At 36.5% G+C, this 17,380-nt stretch carries 17 protein-coding genes; 7 read left to right on the plus strand and 10 right to left on the minus strand.

From position 1 onward, the window contains the following. Positions 1-7: 7 nt before the first annotated feature. From flgL to G415_RS10930, 10 genes are all read right to left on the minus strand, one after another. Positions 8-2,704 (minus strand): flagellar hook-associated protein FlgL, encoded by a 2,697-nt coding sequence (flgL, locus tag G415_RS0101540; RefSeq protein ID WP_022669822.1) that lies wholly within the window; start codon positions 2,702-2,704, stop codon positions 8-10. Between the two features lie 8 nt (positions 2,705-2,712). Then, entirely contained in the window at positions 2,713-4,455 is a 1,743-nt protein-coding gene (gene flgK / locus G415_RS0101545; RefSeq protein ID WP_022669823.1) for a flagellar hook-associated protein FlgK, read from the minus strand. A gap of 1 nt (position 4,456) precedes the next feature. Continuing rightward, entirely contained in the window at positions 4,457-4,927 is a 471-nt protein-coding gene (gene flgN, locus G415_RS0101550) for a flagellar export chaperone FlgN (protein ID WP_022669824.1), read from the minus strand. Beyond that, positions 4,920-5,219, minus strand: a complete 300-nt coding sequence (gene flgM / locus G415_RS09410) for a flagellar biosynthesis anti-sigma factor FlgM (protein ID WP_022669825.1) — start codon at positions 5,217-5,219, stop codon at positions 4,920-4,922. Before flgM ends, flgN begins: the two co-directional genes overlap by 8 nt. A 56-nt stretch (positions 5,220-5,275) precedes the next feature. Further along, entirely contained in the window at positions 5,276-6,061 is a 786-nt protein-coding gene (locus G415_RS09415) for a transglycosylase SLT domain-containing protein (RefSeq protein WP_022669826.1), read from the minus strand. Continuing rightward, on the minus strand, positions 6,061-7,170 hold the full coding sequence (locus tag G415_RS0101565) for a flagellar basal body P-ring protein FlgI (RefSeq protein WP_026939510.1): 1,110 nt from the start codon (positions 7,168-7,170) through the stop codon (positions 6,061-6,063). Before G415_RS0101565 ends, G415_RS09415 begins: the two co-directional genes overlap by 1 nt. A 14-nt stretch (positions 7,171-7,184) precedes the next feature. Then, on the minus strand, positions 7,185-7,880 hold the full coding sequence (locus G415_RS10580; RefSeq protein ID WP_022669828.1) for a flagellar basal body L-ring protein FlgH: 696 nt from the start codon (positions 7,878-7,880) through the stop codon (positions 7,185-7,187). A 61-nt stretch (positions 7,881-7,941) separates the two neighbouring features. Next, positions 7,942-9,336, minus strand: coding sequence for a tRNA nucleotidyltransferase/poly(A) polymerase-related protein (locus tag G415_RS0101575; RefSeq protein WP_022669829.1), 1,395 nt, complete (start codon positions 9,334-9,336; stop codon positions 7,942-7,944). 41 nt (positions 9,337-9,377) lie between these two features. Next, complete coding sequence (locus G415_RS0101580) at positions 9,378-10,115, minus strand: slipin family protein (protein ID WP_022669830.1); 738 nt, start codon at positions 10,113-10,115, stop codon at positions 9,378-9,380. 3 nt (positions 10,116-10,118) lie between these two features. After that, the gene (locus G415_RS10930; RefSeq protein WP_081639309.1) at positions 10,119-10,562 is read right to left on the minus strand and encodes an NfeD family protein; all 444 of its coding nucleotides are present in this window, start codon (positions 10,560-10,562) and stop codon (positions 10,119-10,121) included. 80 nt (positions 10,563-10,642) lie between these two features. On the opposite strand from G415_RS10930, the gene G415_RS0101590 reads away from it, so the two are divergent. From G415_RS0101590 to G415_RS09435, 7 genes are read left to right on the plus strand one after another with little or no spacing between them, the layout of a single operon-like run. Continuing rightward, positions 10,643-10,834, plus strand: a complete 192-nt coding sequence (locus G415_RS0101590; protein ID WP_022669833.1) for a hypothetical protein — start codon at positions 10,643-10,645, stop codon at positions 10,832-10,834. Then, complete coding sequence (locus tag G415_RS0101595) at positions 10,831-11,712, plus strand: PP-loop family protein (protein WP_022669835.1); 882 nt, start codon at positions 10,831-10,833, stop codon at positions 11,710-11,712. Before G415_RS0101590 ends, G415_RS0101595 begins: the two co-directional genes overlap by 4 nt. Beyond that, on the plus strand, positions 11,713-13,629 hold the full coding sequence (gene priA, locus G415_RS09430) for a replication restart helicase PriA (RefSeq protein WP_022669836.1): 1,917 nt from the start codon (positions 11,713-11,715) through the stop codon (positions 13,627-13,629). It begins immediately after the preceding gene. A 47-nt stretch (positions 13,630-13,676) separates the two neighbouring features. Continuing rightward, entirely contained in the window at positions 13,677-13,877 is a 201-nt protein-coding gene (gene rpsU, locus G415_RS0101605; RefSeq protein WP_022669837.1) for a 30S ribosomal protein S21, read from the plus strand. A gap of 27 nt (positions 13,878-13,904) precedes the next feature. Beyond that, positions 13,905-15,479 carry an Rqc2 family fibronectin-binding protein gene (locus G415_RS0101610; protein WP_022669838.1) on the plus strand — a complete coding sequence of 525 codons (1,575 nt, stop codon included), beginning with the start codon at positions 13,905-13,907 and terminating at the stop codon, positions 15,477-15,479. Continuing rightward, positions 15,466-16,017 carry a CvpA family protein gene (locus G415_RS0101615; protein ID WP_022669839.1) on the plus strand — a complete coding sequence of 184 codons (552 nt, stop codon included), beginning with the start codon at positions 15,466-15,468 and terminating at the stop codon, positions 16,015-16,017. Before G415_RS0101610 ends, G415_RS0101615 begins: the two co-directional genes overlap by 14 nt. Next, the gene (locus G415_RS09435; protein ID WP_022669840.1) at positions 16,010-17,380 is read left to right on the plus strand and encodes a M23 family metallopeptidase; all 1,371 of its coding nucleotides are present in this window, start codon (positions 16,010-16,012) and stop codon (positions 17,378-17,380) included. Before G415_RS0101615 ends, G415_RS09435 begins: the two co-directional genes overlap by 8 nt.

The raw sequence follows: 17,380 nt of genomic DNA on the forward strand, positions 1-17,380 counted from the left end.
GGATAACTTATCTCAAATAGTCGAATAGATTTTGACTTGTCAGTTTTGCGCCAACTTCCAATGTTGCCTGCATTACTATCTGATTACGTTTGAACTCTGAGAATACATCGGCTATGTTTGCATCTTCAAGCTCTGAGATTGTCTTGTCGTTCGAGAGCTTTATATAGCTTATTCTCTCTTTTGCAAGCTGGAATCTGTTTGTCCTTGCACCTATGATTGAGCGGTTTGCTAAAACCTGGTCAAGGGCTTCCTTTACTTTGCCCAGTGATTGCTGAATAGCGTTTGAAAGATTAAATGAAAAACTGTCACCTTTTTGTAGTCTTGCAGGTATGTCATTGTTGGATGGTGGTATAAGGTTTATTCTGACACCAGGTGTTCCGTTTACAGTGCCTGAAAAACTACCGTCTGTTATAGGGTCTTTTGTTTGGATAACTATGTTAGTTAAATTGTTTATTAATGCTTTTGATACATCCGATGCAGTTGAAAATCCGGAAGATGAAGTTGAGTATATTACAGTTCCATTAATTTGTTGAAGAGATTCTATGCCAGAAAAATCTATTTTCTTGTCAGGATCAGAAGGGGTTTTTGTTTGAATAGAATAGGAATAGTATCCTGTTGAACTTTTACTCACTTTTAAACCTATAAGAGCTATAGTTTTACCTTCCTTATTTGTTATTTGAAATATTCCGACCGTTTTTGATTCTCCGTCTGAGAGTGTTGATGCTATACTCTCTATTTGTTCTTTTGATATAGCAGTATATTTGGAGTCGTTACCTACTTTTGCAACTGTGAGCGTCCATGTATCATCTTTGTCTCCAAGATATTTGCCGCTTAATGTCGGTGTAAATGTTGATATGTCTTTCCAGTTGGTTGGTTTTGATATTTGACTTAAAGAATAGGGATTTTTTAAATCATAGCTTGCATCTCTTAACGCTCTAAACGCATCCACGCCTTTTCCTAAGGTTGTTGTGTTAAATACCCCGAAAATGTTGGGTTTTGGGTTTTTTGAAGGGTCTTCTATTGAGAAGGATATGTTGAATTTGCTGTTAGAAGGTCTTTTGTCTATTAGCTCTATTTTTCCATTCTCTACTTTTGCTTCAACATCTTTAAATCCTCCGCTTCCTCCGTGCGATGTTTCTACGAAACTTCCAAAAATTGGTATGTTGCTATTTTTTGTGTACGCATATATCTCTAATTTACTGTCTCCTGATAATTTGTCTTCTATTTCTATTTTTCCGTGATTTGTATATGTATTTACATTGAAAGTGGATGAAATTAGATTTGCAATAGATGAGATAGTTGTTGTTGAGTGAATTGCTATGCTTGTTGCTTCAGATGTCCCATCGTGTTTAAAACCCTTAATTATTAAAGTTGAACCTATGGCGTTGTGTATATTGGGGTCGTTTATTTCTCCTATTGTTGTTGATGATGTTATAGGGCTATCAGTATATGTTTTAAAGGTTTTGTTTGTGTCCAAAATTTCTGTTGAATCAAGCGTTTTTATAAAACTTAGAAGATTGTTAATAGTAGCATTGGATGACACCGTGTATGAACCTTTTACCAAATTACCATCGTGGTCTGTTCCTGTTATTTTTATAACATCTTTGGCATTTAGTTTATAACCTGTTTCATCTGCTGCTTTCTGTATAGCTTCTTTTAAATCTGGTGGTAAGTCTATATTTATGAGTTTTGAGCTACCAGTAATGGGGTCTTCAGTCGTGTCGTCTATTAACTCGTTATTGCTCGTTAGAGTCTGATTTGTTGGTTTAAAGATATCTTTGGCTGTTATGTTTATTGGACTTGTTAGTTTGTCTGAGTATTCTATGTTTCTTTTGCCTTCATTTCCCTGATAGATATCTATACCGCCTGCTTTATAGTTTACTGTAAGTGATGCATTAATGGAACTTAGTGCTGTATTTGGATTTGAAAGCTCTATTTTTATTTTTAAACCTCTACCTGTATCTATCCATTCTCCGTTTAGAATTTTCTCTTTTACTCTGGGGTTATTTAAGTCGATAAAATTTGATACTTTATTACCACCCACATCTGATTCATCAGATGAATCTGCATCTATTGGTATGACATTTGCTGGATTTGAGCAATCTCCTTTACATACCATTAGCTTTCCATTTTCAATAGAAACTTGATAGTTTCCGCTATCCAGTTGATTTATGTCGGTAAAGTTCTCTCCCGCCGCTACTTTTATGTTTTCAATGTTGTTGTCTTTTGTTATATTGACTATGGTAGCTTCGTTTTGTATGTTTTGAATTGGTTTTGTGTCTGTTTTTGTGCCAGAAAAGAGATATTTTCCTTGGAATATAGTATTTGCTGCATCTACAAGTTCGTCCTTTATTGAGTCTAAATTTTCTGCTATAGCTGTTCTGCTTGCAAGGTCGTTGTTTATGCTGTTTGCACCGTCAACCAACAGTGAACCTGCTTTGTGCAAAAGGTCGTCTGCCGTTGAAAGGGCTGTATCTTCTGCGTTTAGGTATGCTGTGGCAGAATTTATATTGGTCGTGTATTGCTCGAATCTAAGATTTATATCTTTTAATGATAATACCTTAGATAAGGATATTGGGTCGCTATCAAGATTTAGAAGCCTTTTGCCGCTTGCCATCTTCTCGTTGTTTATGTATGTTTTCTCATTTATCTTATTGATGTTGTATAGAAAATTGTTAAACAGAATATTATCTGTTATTCTCATCTTTCACCTTATACCATGTTTATTAATGTTTCTGTCATCTGGTCAACAACAGATATGAATCGTGCATTTGCCTGATAAGCCCTTTGAAACTTAATTAAATTGGCTGCTTCTTCGTCTAAGGATACACCTTCTTGAGATTGCTGGGTTGTTTTAAGTTGCTGATATATAGCTTGTTTTGCTTTATATATTTCATCGTATCTTTGTTTTGTTGAACCTATTGTTCCTAAGAATGCATTGTAGTATTCATCTATTGTCTGAGTGTTGTTTACCATAACTTTGTCAAGTTGAACCTGGGCTATTGCTTCGGCATTTGAGCTGTCGCCTGGGTCGAGTGTTTTTCCTGCTGCTATTTTACTCGGGTCATTTTGTAATACGGAATTTACTCCAATGTCGGATGCTCCATGACCTGTAAAAAATGTATTTATGCCAACGGCTGCAAGAAAATTAGATGAATCGTATGTAAATGCAAATTTGTAACCGTTTTCTGCCGTTATTTGAACATTGCCGGCAGGCGAAATACTCATTTGAGCGTATCCTTGCATTACTTTATTAAATTTTTCTATTATTGAGTGTGTATCGGATGGGTCTTTTTGTGCTATATGGTCATCAGCGTTTACTGGTATTGTAAAGGTTCCTACATCGTTACCTTGGGAGTCTATTACTTTAATTTTGAAAGAACCTGTTTTTACCGCCATATCAAGTCCTGTTGCTTCTGGTATATTCAAAGAAGCATATGGGTCTGCTGTATATATGCCTTCAACTTGCGAGTATGCCGTAAGACCAGCTCCTTGTGAGTGTATTTTGTTGACTTCCTGAATGAGTGTTTTTGCTATATTGTTAACTTTATCTTGATACTCTGGAATAACTTTATCTCTCAAGTATAAGGTTGCACCTAATGTTCCATTGGTTATTCTGTTCGTTATATCGGTTTTTGAGCCAGAAGCGTCAACAAAATACACTCTGTAGTATTGAGCTCCGTTTAGCTTTTCTGCACTGATTTCATTGTAGTCTTTGCCTGATACAATTGGCATTCCACCAAGTAAAATGGTCATTTCTGGCTTTGTGTTGTCATCAGGAGATGGATTATCCAAAATTGTAACATTTGCAAGATTTGAAAGTTTTTCTAACAAAACACTTCTTTCGTCTCTTAATGTGTTTGCGTGGTCTTTGTCTCCAAGCTCTGCCTTTTTAATCTCATAATTTAATTGGGCTATCCTCTTCGATAGTGAGTTTATCTCTGTAACTGTTGATTGAACCTGGTCATCTAAGTTGTTTCTTATCTGATTTAGAGAGAAATCTGCATCTTTTAATGCCTTTGATAGTGTTAAACCTTTCTCTATAACCTGCTGTCTTGCGGTTTCTAAATCTGGATTTAGACTTAAAGCATGCCATGCGTTAAAAAACTGTTCCATTGCACCCTTTAATCCTACGCCATTTTCTTCGTTAAAGATACTTTGCACTTCGTCCAAAGTTGAATTTAGTTTGTCATAATAGTTCATCTCTTGATCGGCTGTTCTAACTCTTTTGTCTATTAAATCGTTTCTTAGGCTTATGACTTGACTAACTTCAGCACCAGTTCCAAATACACCTGCATATGAAACCAATGGCATAGATGGGAGAATATCGACCCTCTCTCTGCTGTATCCGGGTGTGTTTACATTTGCGACATTGTTGCCTATTACATTTACTGCTGCTTTGCTGACATATAGTCCGCTTACGCCAATGTTTAAAGCATCAAAAATCGTAGGCATCTTAAACCCTTACGCTCATAATGTTTGTTTTTATATTTCTTGTTGCGTTTTTATCGTAATTTTCACCCGTTAAAAGGTTTGCATAAACATTTAAAAGTCCACTGAAGAATCTTAGATGTTCCGTTGCTATCATTCTGTTGACTTCTTCTTTTATCTTAAACTCTTTTATCTTTTCCTTAAGCTTGCCATTTAAAACCCTTAAATCGTCAACAAAGTTGTTTTCTGAAGCAAAAAATAGAAACTCATTTATGCTGTCAACATTGTATATGTCGAGTAGTTGCTTTAACTTCTCTTCGCTTTTTATAAGTTCGTTGATGAGTTTCTCTTTTTCTTGAATTACTTCAACCATTTTGTCGCTGTCAACTTCTATAAGGTGTTTTCTCTCTTTTTCTGCAATCTCTATCATCTTCTCGTAGCCTTTAATAAGGTTTGAAAGTATCTCTTTTAATTGGCATAAAACAGCATCATTCACCTTTCCACTCCTTTAAGATTGACTTTGCTATCTCATCGATGTTTGGCTTGTATGTGCCGTTTTCTATTTGAGCTTTAATTCTTGCTATCTTTTCTGCTTTGGAAGATGAATCATCTTGAAGCTCTGCCAATAGCTTTGCCTGTGGAGATATCTCAACCTTGTCGAGTTCACCTGTTTGAGCTTGCTGTTCGTTTCTCTCTTCTGTCTTTATGTCAACCTTTTTTGCTTGCTCGGTTTTTGACTGTTTGATGTATTTGTCTAAGACCCCGCTTAGGTATGCATCTATTTTCATTGCGACACCTCCCTACTTCTTCTTACTTACCTTAATCGGCTAAAACGCTTAAAACTTTAGTATTTTGAGTTAAGGTAAGCAAGAACTTTTTTAACATAATTTTGAGTCTCCCTAAACGGGGGAATACCATTGTATTTTTTAACATTGCCAGGTCCTGCATTGTAGGCTGCTATAGCTTTTTTATAATCCTTAAACTCGTTTATGAGTTTTGATAGGTATTTTGCACCGCCCAGTATGTTTTCTCTTATATCCCAGATATTTTTCACACCCATCTCTAAAGCCGTCTGTGGCATAAGCTGCATTAAGCCAACTGCTCCTGCCTTTGATATTGCCTTTGGATTGAACGATGATTCGGCTTTTATAATGCTGAATATCAACTTTTTGGGTATATGGTATCTTTTTGATGCTTCATCTACGGCCTTTTTTATTAGTTCCATTTTTTCTGTTTTCTCTTTGAGTGGCTTAAACTTTTCGCTCTTTATTGGTTTAAATTTTATCTGGTTGTCTAATTTTATAGGTTCTTTATTGAATTTCTTGGGAATCTGGGTTTTATATGTCAAATACTCTTTCAAAGAGTCAAAAAGTGTTGTTGCTATTGAAAACGGTGAAGTCTCTGAAATCTTTTGACTTAAGGCATTTATATACATGAATTTATACATAGAGTTTGCTGCATTGTTTTTTACGATTGGGTCTTGTGGCACAGTTTTTTCCATTTCGGTAAGTAATTGAGATATAAATAAAGCTTCGAACGACCTGCATGCTTTCTTAAGCCTATAGAGATTTTCGACATCTTCTATCTTGTTCTTTATTGGCATAAACATATCTGTTTTTAGTGCTATCATCACATCATCTCCAGCTTTGCGTTTAATGCACCTGCTGCTTTTATTGCCTGAAAGATTGCCATCATGTCTCTTGGTGTTGCACCAGCTTTGTTTAGAGCCTGAATAAGCTCTGCCACTGTTGCTCCTTTCGGGAATGTTATGAACTTGCCTTTGCCTTCACTTACCGTTATCTTTTTGTTTGTTATTGTTGTTGTCTTACCTTTTGCTAATGGGTTTGGCTGGGATACTTCTTTTGTGCTTGTTATTGTTACGGTTAGATTTCCATGAGAGATGCTGATGGGTTCTATTGTTACATCACCACCCACGACAACCGTTCCAGTCTTTTCATCCAGAACGACTACAGGCACAGACTCTTTGTTTACAGAGAGCTGGTCTATCTGAGAGATTAGCTCAACCACATTGCCCTTGTATAGTGGTGGAACGATGACTTTTACGCTTCCACCATCCATAGGAAATGCAATCTGCTTTCTATAGAAACTGTTTATCGTCTTTGCAATTCTTTCTGCCATTATGAAGCTTGGACTTTTTAAAGCAAGAACGAAGCTATCCTTTGAGTTTATGTCAACATTTACTTGATTTTCAACTATTGCTCCATTTGGAATTCTGCCAACTGTTGGGTGGTTTTTTCTTACTTTTGTTCCACCACCACTTGCATTATATCCACCTATGGATATGGGTCCTTGAGCAACTGCATATACTTTGCCATCAGGGCCTAAAAGTGGTGTCATTATAAGTGTTCCACCCTGAAGGCTTTTTGCATCACCTATAGAAGATACCGTAACATCAATCGTATCTCCCTGTTTTGCGAATGGTGGTAGGTTTGCTGTAACCATAACGGCTGCTATGTTTTTTACCTGAAGATTTTGGGTTGCACTTGCCGGTAGGGTTATGCCGAATCTTTTTAGGGCATTTACTATTGATTGAATGGTAAATGATGCGCTTGAGCTGTCTCCTGTTCCTGCCAATCCAACAACAAGTCCATAACCAACAAGTTGATTGTATCTCACACCGACAACATCGGTTAAATCCCTTATCTTTACTTCAAATGCTAATGCAGATGGCATTAGTATCGCAACCATAAGAATTGTTAAAACTGTTTTCTTTAGCATCTTTTCTCTCTCCCTTAGAATGGTCTTATAAGCTGCCACAGTTTTGCAAGCCACCCTTCGTTTCTTGTTGAACTTACTATGCCTTTGCCGTTGTAGAATATTTTGGCATCAGATATGTATTGGGAGTCTATTGTGTTGTCTGATGATATCTGATACTCATCAACAATACCTGTTATAATAAGCGTATTCTCTTCACCATTTGTGTAAATTTGTTTTTCTCCTCTTATGAAGAGTTTGTGGTTAGGAAGAACTTTGATAACCCTTGCTGTTATTGTTGCTGTAAGTTTATTGTTTACTTTGTTTTCACCACTTCCTGCATAGCTGCTTGAAGATGATGTATCCCAAAGTCCACCTTCGCCCGTTGTTAGGTGAAGTCTTGGCAGAATTTTTGTCTGGAATCCAAGAATGTTGTTTAAACCGCTTGAAGCTGATGACTCTCTTGAAGTTTTTACATCAGAGCTATATGCACTTGCTGCTTCTTCGCTAACAACTATAGTCAAGATGTCTCCAACATGTCTTGCCTTTATGTCTGAAAAGAGATTGTCTGAAGTGTTGTTCCACAAAGAGCCTTCATGATGAACAGGCTGCTGATATACTGCTGGTTGCTCTTTTACATACTCTGGCATCATTGCATATCTTCTTTCAACGCTTGATGTCGTGCATCCGTATGTTAAAACCAAAGCCAAAGTAGGAATGAGCCATTTTTTCATCTTTTGCCCTCCATAGTCATTCTGTATGAGTTTTAGCAAAACCCGTTCCTAAAAAGGCAGGCTAAATCATCTTCTTTACTATGGATATCGCTTCTTCTTTGCTTTTTAGGGCGTTTGCTATTTGTAGTTTTTTGATGTTTGTTAGGATGGGTTTGAGTTTTTTCTTATCGAGTGTTGGGTATAGGTTTAGTATCTCTTCGGCTGATAGGATGGGTTTCTCTTTTAGTTTTTTCTCTATGGAATAATAATAGTTTGCCATCTCTTGTAAGAACATTATATAAACTTCCCTTTTTGACGCGCTTATTTTGCCTTTTGCAAGTGTATCTGCAAGTGCGAATATGAGCAAGTCTATACCATTTTCACCGTAATTAACGAAGAAATCTGCTTTGTTTAGTTCTTCCAACTCGTTTAAACTCCATGCTTTGTATAGGTTTGCCGGTTCTATGTGTTTTTCTATAAAGAACTTTGTCAATTTTGCTATTTTCTTTCCGAATGGGTATATCTCTGCGTATTTTTCGAAGAGCTTGGCGCTCTCTATCTCGTGCATCGGGAATTTTGCATCACCGTCAACAACAATTTTACAGAATGGTTTTCCAGCATCGTGGAACAGGGCTGCAAGCTTAAAGGCAACAAGCAGAATATCTTTTTCCATTGTGTAATGTATAAGATACTTTTTGAAAGCTTTGCCAAGCACCCTTTCGAGTCTATTTAAAGCCCATTCTATATAGTTATAGACACTTAATGAGTGTGTTTTTACATCGTATAGATGCCTTGAACTTTGGATACACGCATTTGTAAGAACAAGGTCGTCAAACAGTGTATCTATCACGCCGACCCTATCCATAATCAAAAGATAGGTAAATGTTTCATTCAAAAGGAAGAATAGCTTTAGCTCTTCGGTTATTCTTTCTGGAGATATTTTTTTAAGGAGCTTAACTTTATCTCTAAAGAGAGTAATTGTCTCTGCTTCTATGTCAAATCTGAATGTTGCTGCAAGTCTAAATCCGCGCAGTATCCTTAAAGGGTCGTCATCTATGGCTCTGTCTGTATTTATTCGGATTATGCCCTTTTTTAAATCCTTTCGGCCGTTTAATGGGTCTATCAGTTTTAAAGAATCTAAATCGACAGCCATTGAGTTTATTGTGAAGTCTCTCTTTTTTAGGTCTTCTTCTATGGTTTGGGCTCTTGGTTCGGATAGGTCTATCGTTTTTGCTCTGCAAAAAACCCTGTAAGTTTTGAGTTTTTTCTCATACAGAATGTATTTGCACAAGAATCGAGATGAGACTTCTTTGGCTAATCTTTTTAAATCCCCAAAAATGACAAAATCGTAATCGTTTGCCTGTCTGTTTAAAAATATGTCCCTTATTGCACCGCCAACTAAGTATATTTTGCTGTTGAGTTTAGAAGCTGTAAGATACAGCTGCTCTATGTAAGGGTCTTCCCTTATGTTTTCCATAGCCAGATTATATAAAAATTTTTTAAAAAGTTAAGTAAAATTTACTCTTTCTGAGATATGCTTCTTAGCAGGTCTAAAGGTATAGGTAGAATTGTCGTTGTGTTGTTTTTGGCTGATATCTCATTTAGGGTTTGTAAATATCTAAGCTGCAGGGCTTGTGGGTATTCTGAGATAATTTGGGCTGCTTCTTTTAGTTTTTGTGCTGCCTGATACTCACCTTCTGCACTGATTATTTTTGCTCTCCTATCTCTTTCTGCTTCTGCCTGTCTTGCCATTGCACGCTGCATATCCTGTGGTAAGTCTATCTGCTTTAGCTCAACGAGTGTGACTTTGACGCCCCAGCTGTCTGAGTGTTTATCCAAGATTGACTGTATCTCTGCATTTACATGCTCCCTTTCGGATAGAAGCCTGTCAAGTTCCATCTGACCGCATACGCTTCTGAGTGTCGTTTGGGCGAGCTGTTCGATTGCATAGAAATAGTTATTTACCTGAATGACGCTTTTTACCGGGTCTATAACCTTAAAATATACAACTGCACTGATTTTTATCGTTACATTATCCTTTGTTATTACATCCTGTGGTTGTATCTCGACAGTTATAAGTCTTAGGTTAACCTTTATCATCGTGTCGATGATAGGCCATAAGAAGAATATGCCAGGCCCTTTTGCTCCTATGACGCGGCCGAGTCTGAATATTACGGCTCTCTCATACTCCTTTACTATTCTTATTGATGTCAAAAAAATGACGAGCACTATCGCGACGATTACAAATGTAAACATCTTTTATTCTCCTTTCTTTACTGTTAATTTTAAAGAGTTCTGTTCGATTACCCTTATTCTTTCGCCCTTTTTTATCTCTTCATCTGAAGTTGCTTCCCATATCTCACCGTCTATCTCAACCTGGCCGTATCTGTTGGGTTTTATTGTCTTTGTGCAGATGCCTATCTTATCAACCATTGGTTTGTCTGATATGATGGGTTTTTGTTTGTGGGCTTTGTATGCAAGAATTATGACGACTATGCTTAGGATAAAAAGAACAATGAATGTTGGGATTGTGATTTTCAAAAATAGTGGCGGTATGTTGAGCTTCATAATAAATATTAAAGCCAAAGCCATGAAGAAAGAGACAAGGCCGGCAAATGCCGATATACCGCCGGTTGTTAGTATAAACTCAACCAAAACCAGTATGATTGAAAGAAGTAGTAATACTTCAACAAACGAACACATCTTTTACATTATATTAATTTTTTACATTCAAGCAAAAACTATTTGACTTTACAGGAAGCTTTTGAAAAATTATTGCTGCTATGGTTGAAGTGAGCGTTGAAGGTAAAGTATTTAAGTTTGATACACCTATCTCTGTTGGCAAGATTTTGAAGAAGTTGGGTTTTTTACCGATGGAAGTGCTTGTTATAGATAACGATAAACTGCTTACCCGAGATGTGGTGTTAAGGGAAGATAAAAAGATAACGATTAAGGTGGTCTATTCTAAGGGATGAAGTGCACAAGGTGTAAAAAAGAAGCCGAAGTCGAACTGAAGAGTCATAACGCAGCATTCTGCAGAGACTGTTTTCTTGAGTTTTTTTACAGGCAGATTACAAAGGGCATAAAGCAGTTTAAGATGTTCTCAAAGAAGGATAGGCTTCTTGTTGCTGTATCGGGTGGCAAGGATTCGATGGCACTTTGGGATGCTTTAATTGAGCTTGGTTATAATGTTGAAGGCCTGTTTATAAACTTGGGTATTGATAAATTTAGCGATGCAGCTGAAGAAAAGGTTAAAGCATTTGCCAGCTCGAAGGGTGTAAAGCTCAATATTGTCGATTTGAAAAAGGAAGGGATACCGATACCCGAAGTTGTCAAAAAGACAAGAAAGGTGCCTTGTGCTATATGTGGTCAGATTAAGCGTTATTATTTTAATAAAGTTGGTTTAGATGGTGGGTTTGATGTTTTGATAACAGGCCACAATTTAGACGATGAGACAAGCAGGCTCTTTTCAAATACGCTGCATTGGAAGATTGAGTATCTGCAAGACCAAAAACCCTTACTTCCAAGTGAGAATGGTCTATTGAGGAAGGCAAAGCCAATGTGGAGATTGACAGAGTTTGAAACTGCCGTTTATGCTTTTTTTAGAAAGATAGATTATCTTGAGATGAGTTGTCCGTTTAGCAAGGGTGCAACATTTAGCCAGTATAAAAGGCATCTTAATGCCATAGAGTATGAGTCGCCAGGAACAAAGATAGACTTTTATCAGAGTTTTTTTAAAAATATGTTGCCGATTTTGGAAGAGAAGAGAGAAAAAGTGGTGAATTTCTGTAAAAATTGCGGTTATCCTACATTTGGTGAACTTTGCACGGTTTGCAGATTGAAGATGCTGTAGATGTTTTACTATTATGTCCTTTTTCCTTTGGCTATAAATGGTGGATTTGTATATGAGTCTAAACAAGAGATAGAGCTCGGCAGAAGGGTTGTTGTTGATTTTAAATCAAAGAAGCGTATCGGTATCGTATGGAAGGAGAGCCAAAAACCCGAATATGAGACAAAAGAGATTCTTAGTCTGCTCGATGATAGGGCGATTTTGAACGAAGAATTCATTGAGACGCTTAAGTTTTTCTCATTTTACTATTTAAGCTATGAAGGTTTGCTTCTTAGAAGTTCGCTTCCGAAAAGGATTTTTTCGACATTTGAAGATATTGAGCTTAAAAAAGAGAGTGTTGAAGTTAGTATAAACCCTTCTGCTTTTGAACTTACAGAAGAGCAGAAAAAGATTGTTGAAAGTATAAGTCTTAACAGTTTCAGTGTTAATCTAATTTTTGGTGTTACTGGTTCTGGTAAGACAGAAGTTTATTTAAGGCTTATTGATAAGGTTTTAGAAAGTGGCAAAAAGGCTATAGTTCTTGTGCCTGAGATAGCTTTAACACCGCAGTATATTGAGATTTTTAAAGAGAGATTCGATGAAAGCTTAATAAGTGTTATTCATTCAAGATTGACACCAAGGCAGCGATTTTTAAACTGGATAGAGTTTAATAATTCAAGAAAAAGGATTCTTATAGGCACAAGGTCTGCCGTATTTGTTAATTTTTCCGATGTCGGGATAGTTGTTGTTGATGAAGAGAATGACGAGTCGTATAAACAGGAGAGTGAGCCAACATATAACGCTAAGGATATTGCCATATACAGGGCAAAAAAGCTTAATATTCCTGTTGTGTTGAGTTCAGCAACGCCTTCGGTTGAGAGTTTCTATAAGGCAGAAGAAGGAAAATTTAGGTTATTTAGGCTTACAAAACGGGTGATGGAGTTGGAATTGCCGAAGGTTGAATTTGTTAAGTTGGAAGATAAAGAGATGTTTAGTGATTACACAATTGAAGCTATAAAAGAGACGCTAAAAGAGAACAAAACCGTTGCCGTTTTAGTCAACAGAAGGGGCTTTGCCGAATATATGGTTTGTGAAGATTGTGGTTATGTTTTTTTGTGTCCGAACTGCAGCGTCTCTTTGACATACCACAAAGAAGATAATTCTCTAAGATGCCACTGGTGTGAAGCAAGGTTTGATATTCCTTCTGTTTGTCCTAAATGCGGCTCAGCCAACCTATCTATTCGTGGTGTCGGTTCTGAGAAGGTTGTTGAAGCTTTAAAATCCATTTTTCCAGACAAAACAATAGAGCGTTTCGATAGGGATTCAACTTCCAAAAAAGGTGAATTTGAAAGGATTATAACAGCTTTAAGGGAAGGCAGGATAGATATACTCGTTGGAACTCAGATGCTATCAAAAGGTCATGATATATCTAAAATAGGTCTTGTTGTTGTAGCAGAGCTTGAGTCTTTGTTTGTTATGCCGGATTTTAGGGCAACAGAAAGAGCTTTATCGCTTATTATTCAAACGGCTGGTAGAAGCGGAAGGAGAGAAGCAGGACAGGTTATAATTCAAACAGTATCGGATAGTCCGCCTTTTGAAGAGTATATAAGAAACCACGATTTTGAATCTTTTTTGAAGAGTGAGATTGCAACAAGAAAAGCGTTTCTTTATCCGCCTTTTAGCAGGATTATAAGAATTATTGCAGAGAAGAGAAAAAAGGATGCTGCTTATGAGCTAATCTGCGATGTAAAGTCAAAGATAGAAGGAAAGCTCAATGTTGTTGGCCCAACAAGGTGTCCTATATTTAAGTTGAGAAACAGATACAGGTATCATCTGTTGATAAAGAGTTTCTCTGCTCTTAAGGATATATCCATTCTAAGGGAGATTATTGGTTTTAAAGATGGCATCCATTTTGATGTTGACCCAGTAAATTTTTTTTAATAGAATTAAAAGCTGAAATAAAAATTATTGAAAGCGGGGTGATTTTATTGCCAGGCGTTATCGTCGGTGAGAATGAGAGTTTTGAAGAAGCTCTCAAAAGATTTAAGAAGCAGTGTGAAAGGGCTGGGATTCTCTCTGAGATTAAGAAGAGAGAAAGGTATGAGAAACCCAGTGAGAGAAGGAAGAAGAAACTATTAGCTGCACGCAAGAAGCTTCTTAAACGCCTTAAAATGATGAAGAAAAGGTAGCGCTTAGCTGCCTTTTCTTTTCTTGTCATGAATCATTACCTTTTTAAATACGCAATAGAGAAAAGCAAAAATCTTTTTTTAAATAAGCGCATAAGTTCAATTACCGTTCACACATCTTCGCTTTTTAGTATAGGTTTTAAAGATAGCGACTATTTTCTATTTGCCAATCTTTCGACAAATAACAGTTTTATTTATCCGTTTAAGAATAGGTATGGGAAGAGAAAAAAGGACGAAGTTGCATTTTTTTCGTTTCTGAAGAAGAAACTTGTAGGCTGTAGGCTTTTGAAAATAGAGCAGAGTTTCTCTGAGCGTGTTGCTCGGTTTGTTTTTGAAGATGTGCGTGGCAGTATCGTGAATAGATTTAACTTGATTTTTGAGATAATGGATAGAAATACAAATGCTGTGATTACAAATGATGATGGTATTGTTCTATTTGCCTTTAAATCGACAGATAGGATTCAAGCAAAAAAGGTCTATGAGATGCCTGCTGTTGATATGCCTGATTTACTTAAGGATGATATAGATATACTGCTGAAAAGGTATCGACATGGCGAAGATATTTTGGGTTTTGGTCTTGGATTGAGAAGGCTTGTTAAATCCAAAGAAGAGTTTGTTGAGTTTGTAATAAGATTAAGGGATGCTTTCAAAAAGGGAAGATTTGAACTGTGTAAATACGGCAAAGATGTGTATCCGTTCTGCTTTTTTGAAGGTGGAATAAGGGTTGATGATAATTTTCTGTTTGGTCTATTTGTTTTGAAACCAGAAGAGCAGGAGTTTGGGAATGCTAAGAATAATCTGCTGCGCATTTTAAAAAGGCGATTGAATTCTTTGATTAGGAGACTTAAAAAGATTGACAGAGAGCTGAAAACTGCAGAAGATTTTGATAAATACAGGATATATGCAGAGAATCTGATGGCCAATCCAAACTTGAATGTTAAGTATAAAGATTTTGTTGAAATTAGAGATATATACACCTCTTCTGTTTTTAAGATTCCACTAAACCCTGATTTGGATTTGTTTGAGAATGCTCAACACTATTTTAAAAAGTATAAAAAGGCAAAAAACAGTGTTGAGATAGTCAAAAAGAGAAGAGAAGAGACGCAGATTGAGATAGAGTTTGTTGAGCAGCTTATATTTGACTTGGAAAGGGCTTCGAATTATGATGAGCTTGAAGACGTTAGAAATATAGCGATAGGAGAGAAAATAATAAGGGAGCAGCTGAAGAGAAGAAGGGCTAAGTTTGAACCGTATGAGCATATAAAGGTCGAAGGTTTTGATGCCTATGTGGGAAAGAATGCAAGGGGGAACGATATAGTTGCCTTGAAGCTCTCATCAAAAAACGACTTGTGGTTTCATGCAAAAAATAGACCTTCGGCACACCTTGTGCTAAAGTTACCGTCAAAGTTGAAAGATGTTTCGGATAGTGTTAAAATCGAAGCAGCCAAGCAGGTGGCATGCAGGACAAAGGCTGCAAGTGGAGAGAAGATAGAAGTGGATTATACTTTTGTTAAGAATTTAAGGAAACCTAAGGGTTTTAAAACGGGAATGGTTATCTATACGAACTTTAAAACCATAACGGTGGAGAAAAATGAGTGTAATTGATATAGCGCTTGGCATTTTTATACTTGTTTTGGCAATAAGGGGAATGATAAGAGGTATCGTTAGAGAAGTGTTCGGCCTTGCTGCTTTGATTTTGGGTGTTGTTGCTTCTAATATGTTTGGAAGGAGTTTTGGTCATTACATAGCAACTCATCTTACTGTTACGCCTACCGTTGCTTATGCTTTTGGTTTTTTTGTTATGTTTATTGTGGTTTATCTTGTTCTTCTTCTTGTTGGTTATGTTATCTCTTCAATCCTTAAAAAGATAGAGTTGGGTTGGCTTGATAGACTGCTTGGCCTTGCCTTTGGTTCTGCCAAAGCCTTGTTTTTTATAGCTATTGTGGTGTTTCTGTGCGAGAGTTTTCCGTTTTTGAAGGGCTTTGGAGAGCAGTTTAGGAAGGATTCACAGATTTATGCCTTTGTGAAGGGAAATATCGTTGATAAAACGGATGTTATGAGAGTTATAAACGGTTTAAAAATAAAAGGATTTAAAAGTTCAAAAAGCAACCTTGAGCTTATAGTGGAGGAGAAAGATGCGTAAAGGAAGGGTTCTTGTTCTTCTTATATTTCTTGTTGCTTTGGGATATGCTCTTTATCAATATACGCCTATAATTAAAAAGAATGGGATTTCCGTGATTGTTTATAGTCCAAAGGGCTATTTCTCTGCGAATAAGGAGATAAAAATTCATGTTTCAGATGGAAACGCTGGAATTAAGAGCATCGAAGTTAAGCTTGTTGCTATGAATACGACTATTGAGCTTGCAAAGAAGGAGTTTTCTGACAATTTTGTTAAGGAGTTTGACTTAAATTTTAAGACAAATAAAGTTGTGCCTGAAGGAAGGGCGACATTTGTTGTTATTGTTAAAGATTACAGCAAAAACAACTATCTTAATGGCTTTGAAAAGATTGTTAAGTTTCCTGTTGTTGTGGATTCAACACCACCACAGGTTATTCTTTTGAGTGGAACTGGTAGGATTGCGATAGGTGGAACGGCTTTAGCTGTGTTTTATGCAAAGGATAAAGATTTAAAAAGTGTGTTTTTGGGTGTTAGACATGATGGTAAGTTGGAAAAGTTTAAAGCTTATCCTGCAGAGAACATCTTTGGAAACAGGCATGTCTATATGGCTTTTTTCACATATCCACTTTCAAAACTTAAAGACTATTCAACGGATATCTATGCAGAAGATATGGCTGGCAATTTAACCATTGTTCACATACCGGTTTACTATAGTTCTTGGAAACAGAAGGTTAGCAGGATAAACATAACAGATGCATTTATTAGGGATAAAGTTTTTGCCATCTTACAAAGAGAGAATTTACCATTAAAGGAGAACCTTTTATCTGATTTTCTTTATGTTAACGATGTTGTTAGGGCAAATAATACAAAAAGAATAAGAGAAATATGTTCTCAATCCGTTGATAAGATTTTGTGGAAAGGTAGGTTTGAACAGCTTAGAAATTCAGAAGTTACTGCAACTTTCAATGACAAAAGGATGTATTATTACAAAGGTAAACTTGTTGATATTAAGTATCACAAGGGATATGACCTTGCAAGTATAAGAAATGCAAAAGTTAATGCTGCAAATTCTGGTATTGTTGTTTTTGAAGGATACTTAGGTGTTTATGGCAATGCTATGATAATAGACCATGGTATGGGTGTATTTACTCTTTACGGTCATCTTCAAAGTTTTTTGGCTAAAAAGGGTGAATTTGTAAGAAAAGGACAAATTATAGCAATTACAGACACAACGGGTCTTGCAGGCGGAGATCATTTACATTTCGATGTTCTTGTTGATGGGTATTATGTGAATCCTATAGAATGGTGGGATTCTCATTGGATAAAAACTCATATATTGAGTGTAATTGACGAATCAAAGACCCGTTTATCGCTTATAAATCAGTGA

This window comes from Hippea alviniae EP5-r (genome assembly GCF_000420385.1).
Classification (GTDB): Bacteria; Campylobacterota_A; Desulfurellia; order Desulfurellales; family Hippeaceae; genus Hippea; species Hippea alviniae.

Excerpts from the sequence above, each read along its gene's own strand:
- G415_RS09415 (WP_022669826.1), bottom strand. The coding sequence starts at position 6,061 with ATGATAGCACTAAAAACAGATATGTTTATGCCAATAAAGAACAAGATA.
- flgL (WP_022669822.1), bottom strand. The coding sequence starts at position 2,704 with ATGAGAATAACAGATAATATTCTGTTTAACAATTTTCTATACAACATC.
- flgM (WP_022669825.1), bottom strand. The coding sequence starts at position 5,219 with ATGAAAATAGATGCATACCTAAGCGGGGTCTTAGACAAATACATCAAA.
- flgK (WP_022669823.1), bottom strand. The coding sequence starts at position 4,455 with ATGCCTACGATTTTTGATGCTTTAAACATTGGCGTAAGCGGACTATAT.
- G415_RS0101610 (WP_022669838.1), top strand. The coding sequence starts at position 13,905 with ATGAATCATTACCTTTTTAAATACGCAATAGAGAAAAGCAAAAATCTT.
- G415_RS0101565 (WP_026939510.1), bottom strand. The coding sequence starts at position 7,170 with ATGCTAAAGAAAACAGTTTTAACAATTCTTATGGTTGCGATACTAATG.
- G415_RS09435 (WP_022669840.1), top strand. The coding sequence starts at position 16,010 with ATGCGTAAAGGAAGGGTTCTTGTTCTTCTTATATTTCTTGTTGCTTTG.
- G415_RS10580 (WP_022669828.1), bottom strand. The coding sequence starts at position 7,880 with ATGAAAAAATGGCTCATTCCTACTTTGGCTTTGGTTTTAACATACGGA.
- G415_RS0101580 (WP_022669830.1), bottom strand. The coding sequence starts at position 10,115 with ATGTTTACATTTGTAATCGTCGCGATAGTGCTCGTCATTTTTTTGACA.
- G415_RS0101590 (WP_022669833.1), top strand. The coding sequence starts at position 10,643 with ATGGTTGAAGTGAGCGTTGAAGGTAAAGTATTTAAGTTTGATACACCT.
- G415_RS10930 (WP_081639309.1), bottom strand. The coding sequence starts at position 10,562 with ATGTGTTCGTTTGTTGAAGTATTACTACTTCTTTCAATCATACTGGTT.
- G415_RS0101615 (WP_022669839.1), top strand. The coding sequence starts at position 15,466 with ATGAGTGTAATTGATATAGCGCTTGGCATTTTTATACTTGTTTTGGCA.
- G415_RS0101595 (WP_022669835.1), top strand. The coding sequence starts at position 10,831 with ATGAAGTGCACAAGGTGTAAAAAAGAAGCCGAAGTCGAACTGAAGAGT.
- priA (WP_022669836.1), top strand. The coding sequence starts at position 11,713 with ATGTTTTACTATTATGTCCTTTTTCCTTTGGCTATAAATGGTGGATTT.
- G415_RS0101575 (WP_022669829.1), bottom strand. The coding sequence starts at position 9,336 with ATGGAAAACATAAGGGAAGACCCTTACATAGAGCAGCTGTATCTTACA.